Annotated in this window: 1 protein-coding gene; it reads right to left on the bottom strand. The window is 61.2% G+C overall.

The genetic code is table 11. The annotated features are described in order from the left end of the window. On the bottom strand, positions 1–2,593 hold a 2,593-nt coding region (locus tag PMI15_RS23820; RefSeq protein WP_007875126.1), incomplete at its 3' end, for an FG-GAP-like repeat-containing protein. Positions 2,594–2,659 lie beyond the last annotated feature (66 nt).

The following is a 2,659-nucleotide window of genomic DNA, read 5'->3' as shown; positions in this document are numbered from 1 at the left end:
AGCCTGTGCCCTGGGCGTAGCTGTTGGTCGTGCGTTTGAGCACGCCGGCGTTGCCCGAACCCGCGAGGCGGGTTTCGCTCTTCGCCACGCTTCCCGTGAACGGCCAGTTCTGGTTGAACTCGGTGTAGCTTTCGATGTTGTTCGACAGGTTCTTGGACTTCATCCAGCGGAAACCGAGCAGGCCGCGGCCCGTGCCCATTTCGGCTTTGAGGCCGCCGTAGTTGTATTGAGTGGTCACCGTGCCACCTATGCCATTGCTGCTGGCCACCGTGCTCACCACGTACTGCGCGTACTGCAGGTCCAGCTTGGGGTAGGCCGCGGCGTTCGGGCTGACGTCCTTCGTGTAAACCGCTGGATTGCCGACCAGGGAGCTCAGGGCAACCGTGGTGACCTGGCCGTTTTTGGTGACGGTCTCAAGCCGGTCATTGGTGTTGGGCAAAGACGTGGTGCAGTAGTAGCCGTCGATGGCCCGCCCGCAGACATCCACCCCGCCGTCGCCGTTGATATCCGCATACCGCATGGTGCTGTAGTACTCCGGAGAGCCCCAGCCGTTGTTATTGCCATAGCTGGCTGACCACTGCGTCAGTCCGCCAAAACCGTTGTTGCCTGTATTAAGCCCGCAATAAAACCCGTCGTACATGCGGGCGCAGACATCCGGCAGGCCGTCGCCATTGATGTCGACATAACGGATGGTGGCGTAGTACTGGGAAATATTAAAACCGCCGGCGTCCGACATGCTGTTGCTCCACGACCCAAAGTTGCTGAAACCGGTGCCGTTCCCCGTGTTGATGGCGCAGCTGATGCCGTCCCCTGTGCGGGCGCAGACGTCCGCGAGCCCGTCGCCGTTCAGATCCGGGAACTGGATGGTGCTGTAGTACTGCGGCACGGTGAAGCCATTGGCATCGCTGAGGATGGGCAACCACAGCGTGGCGGTGCCGAATCCGGCCCCGGTACCCAGGTTGAGCGCGCAGAACAAGCCGTCACCGCCGCGGCCGCAGACATCGGGCAAGCCGTCGCCGTTCAGGTCCATGTACTGGATGGTGCTGTAGTACTGCTCGACGCCCCAGCCGTTGTTGTCCCCGTATTGCGTAGACCAGCGCGTGACCGGGCCAAAGCCGCTTCCATTGCCGAGGTTCAGGGCGCAATACAGCCCGTCCCCGCCGCGGCCGCAGATGTCGGCCAGGCCATCGCCATTGAGGTCCAGGTACTGGATGGTGCTGTAGTACTGCACAGGGCTCCAGCCGTTGTCGTCGCCATACCGGGTGGACCAGCGGGTCAAGGAGGAAAAGGTGGTGCCGTTGTTGAGGCCGCAATAAATACCGTCGAACAGCCTGACGCAGATGTCAGGGAGGCCGTCCCCGTTCACGTCGGGATAACGAATGGTGCTGTAGTACTGGGGCTGGTCCAGGCCGCCGGCATCGGTAAAACTGGTCGACCAGCGAGTCAAGGCGCCAAACCCGGAACCTGTGCCAAGGTTAAGCCCGCAGTAAATACCGTCGTAGTTGCGGGAGCACAGATCCGCAAGGCCATCATTGTTGACATCAACCAGCTGCAGGGTGCTGTAGTACTGCGGCAGGTTAAAGGCGTCCGCATCGCCGAAACGCGTATGCCATCTGGCCAGCGGCTGAAGCGAGATGTTGCTGACGGCCTTGTACGCAAAGACGCTCTGAGGCAGGCAAGAGCCCCCGGGCGCGCATTCCGCAACAGTCACCAGCCTTGAACGGCTGGTGGCCGGGCTTGGGCTGTAAGCCAGGGAATAGGTTTTGGTGAGGGTGCTGCCGTTATACAGCTGGATGCCGCTGATGCGCCTGTCCTGCTGGATGAGGCTACCCCCTTGGTACACCTTGGTTTTGTCGGTCCTGGTGGTGTCGTACTGGATGCTGACGGACAGGCTGTTGGCCAGGCCCGCAGCCGTGTTGCCGCCATAACCGATGTTGAGCGGGGCGTACACGCTGCTGTCGGCGCTCTTGTAATACCCGAAGGTCATGATGTTGCTCTTGACATCACTGATCTTGTTGACGGCCCAGACCCGCACCGTGGCCTTGCCCTGCGCTTCAATGCGCGAGTCGGCCGTGTTGCCGTATTCCATGGTCAGGCCGGCTTTGGTCTGCACGGTGAACGAGGCCACGCCGTTGCCGGCGGCTCCTGAGGCAACGATTTTGCTGAAGCTGTCGAGTTCGGTCCGGTATTCGCTACCGGCCGCGCCATAGGTGCCCGACACCAGGATGAGCCGCTGGCCATCCAGGCAATAACGGTCGTTCATGTCGAAGTTGACGCCACCCCTGAAACCATCGACAGCCATGGTGCGGGGGCAGCGGCCTATGGCGCTCAAACCGCTCAAACTCCAGCCCATTCCCATCAAGCCATTGCCGCCCTGGCTGTTGTAGCTGAGTTCGAGTTTGGGCTCCATGCCGGCGATGCCCGGAGGAACCTGGATGGGAATCCGGTAGGTGGCCGCGCCCGATTCATTGACCGAGAATTGGCCAGGCGTGGTGCCGGCGACCGTCGTGGTCTGGGCCTGAGCCAGGCCAAGTCCGGCGCCCAGCAGCCACAGAGCCGCGCAGCACAATACCTTGCTGTGTTTACCTTGCATTTCCCCGCCCTCTTTTTTATCTCTTGCTTGTGCTTTTTAGCTTTTGCTGAGTATCGACTTTAGCTG

The organism is Polaromonas sp. CF318 (assembly GCF_000282655.1).
Classification (GTDB): domain Bacteria; phylum Pseudomonadota; class Gammaproteobacteria; order Burkholderiales; family Burkholderiaceae_C; genus Polaromonas.
This window is presented reverse-complemented; position numbering and strand designations above follow the sequence as displayed.